This window comes from Pseudomonas sp. (genome assembly GCF_050739995.1).
GTDB lineage: Bacteria > Pseudomonadota > Gammaproteobacteria > Pseudomonadales > Pseudomonadaceae > Aquipseudomonas.
Map to the genome: position 1 here is coordinate 1 of NZ_JBOICG010000708.1, position 2,182 is coordinate 2,182.

2 protein-coding genes are annotated in these 2,182 nt (G+C 59.3%); both read left to right on the top strand.

Annotated elements, in window-relative coordinates:
- Positions 1 to 132: 132 nt before the first annotated feature.
- Positions 133 to 1,143, top strand: coding sequence for an aldo/keto reductase (locus tag ACRESD_RS24020; RefSeq protein WP_431753182.1), 1,011 nt, complete (start codon positions 133 to 135; stop codon positions 1,141 to 1,143).
- Positions 1,144 to 1,277: 134 nt separating this feature from the next.
- Positions 1,278 to 2,159, top strand: coding sequence for an EamA family transporter RarD (gene rarD / locus ACRESD_RS24025; RefSeq protein ID WP_431753183.1), 882 nt, complete (start codon positions 1,278 to 1,280; stop codon positions 2,157 to 2,159).
- The last annotated feature ends 23 nt before the right edge of the window (positions 2,160 to 2,182 follow it).

Sequence of the window (2,182 nt, forward strand, 5' to 3'; positions counted from 1 at the left end):
GTGCTGCATGGTTTTTTGCAGCAACGCAGCCAGGCGTTGCTGAGTGCATGAAGAAAGCTGTGCAGGGCTTGTTCCAGAGCGGTCCAGTCTGGTATTGCAGGGGTTGTGTTTCAACGCCACGAGGAGCCTTCCATGATTTACCGTACATTGGGCCAGTCCGGCTTGAAGGTCAGCGCACTGACGCTCGGCACCATGATGTTTGGCGAGCAGACCAGCACCGAAGATTCACTGCGCATCATCGACAAAGCCTGGGACCAGGGCATCAATTTTATCGACACTGCAGACGTCTACACGGGCGGACGCTCCGAAGAAATCGTGGGTGAAGCCATTGTGCGTCATCGCCAGGATTGGGTGGTGGCTTCGAAAGTCGGCATTGGCCCGGCAGATGGCTTGCCCAACCGCAATGGCTTGAGCCGCAAGCGTATCTTCAATGCGTTGGAAGCCAGCCTGGTACGCCTCGACACCGATTACCTGGATATCTATTACCTGCACCGTGAAGACCACGACACACCGCTTGAAGTGACGGTCTCGGCCATCGGCGACCTGATCCGCCAGGGCAAGATTCGCTACTGGGGCCTGTCCAACTATCGCGGTTGGCGCATCGCCGAGGTGATGCGCGTGGCCGAGCGTTTGGGCGTAGACCAGCCGATCATCAGCCAGCCGCTGTACAACATCGTCAACCGTCAGGCCGAGGTCGAGCAACTCACAGCGGCAGCCGCCTACGGCTTGGGCGTGGTGCCGTACAGCCCGCTGGCCCGTGGCGTGCTCAGCGGCAAATACGCCCCCGATGTGACACCCGAGGCCGGCAGCCGTGCGGCGCGCCAGGACAAGCGCATCCTGGAAACCGAATGGCGCGTGGAGTCATTGCGTATTGCCCAGCAGATTCAGCAATACACCCAAGGGCGCGGCGTAGGGATCGTTGAATTTGCGATTGCCTGGGTGCTGAACAATTCGGCGGTGAGTTCGGCGATTGTCGGGCCGCGTACAGAGGCGCAGTGGGATGCGTACACCGGGGCGCTGGATGTGAAAATCACGGCCGAGGATGAGGTGCTCATCGACTCGCTGGTGACGCCGGGGCATTCGTCCACGCCTGGGTTCAACGATGTCAGCCACTTTGTGTCGGGTCGAATCGCGCGCAGTTGAGCCCTATTGCAGCCGACTCCAGGGAGGGTCGTGGGAAAATTTTCCGCGACCGCCCCAAAACAGCGCACCTGTCTCTCGCCAAAAGCACCATAATCTCCCACCTCTTTGTATCAATCTGTTTTCGCGAGGACTGCGTGTCTAAAGGTGTTGTGTTATCGGTCTTGGCCTCGGTGCTGTTTGCCGTGATGTATTACTTCACATCACTGCTGACGCCCTTGAGTGGCCTGGAGATTTTCGGCTGGCGGATGCTGCTGACCGTGCCGTGCATGACGGTGTTCATGATCGTCAGCGGCGAGTGGCGCCGTGTGTGGGAACTGTTACGGATGCTGGCGGGAAAGCCACGCCTGGTGGGCGGAGTGCTGTTGTCGTCAGCCTTGCTGGGTGTGCAGTTGTGGTTGTTCATGTGGGCGCCACTGAATGGGCGCAGCCTGGATGTGTCGGTGGGGTATTTCCTGCTGCCACTGACGATGGTGCTGACCGGGCGCCTGGTGTACGGCGAACGTTTGTCTCGTTTACAACAGATCGCAGTGGTGTTCGCCGCGCTGGGCGTCCTCAATGAGTTGTATCAGGCTGGCGGATTCTCGTGGGCAACGCTGGTCGTGATTATCGGGTACCCCGTGTATTTCGTGGTACGCAAATACCTGACGACGGATCATCTGGGTGGTCTGTGGCTGGACATGGCGCTCATGCTGCCGGTGGCCTGGTGGTTCGTGCAGCACGGTGAACAGGGTTTTGCCGTTCTCGATGTGCACCCCAAGCTGTACGCGCTGATTCCAATGCTGGGCTTGATCAGCGCCTCGGCGTTGGTGAGCTACATCATCGCCAGCCGTTTGCTGGCATTCAGCCTGTTCGGCCTGCTCAGTTACGTGGAGCCGGTGCTGTTGCTGGCCGTGGCACTCTTGTTGGGCGAAGGCATCAAGGGCGGCCAGTGGCTGACTTACATCCCGATCTGGCTGGCGGTGATGGTGTTGGTGTTCGAAGGGTTCAAGCATTTGGTGCGTCAGCGTAAAGCCTGATTCACAGGCAATAAAAAGCCCGG

Excerpts from the sequence above, each read along its gene's own strand:
- ACRESD_RS24020 (WP_431753182.1), top strand. The coding sequence starts at position 133 with ATGATTTACCGTACATTGGGCCAGTCCGGCTTGAAGGTCAGCGCACTG.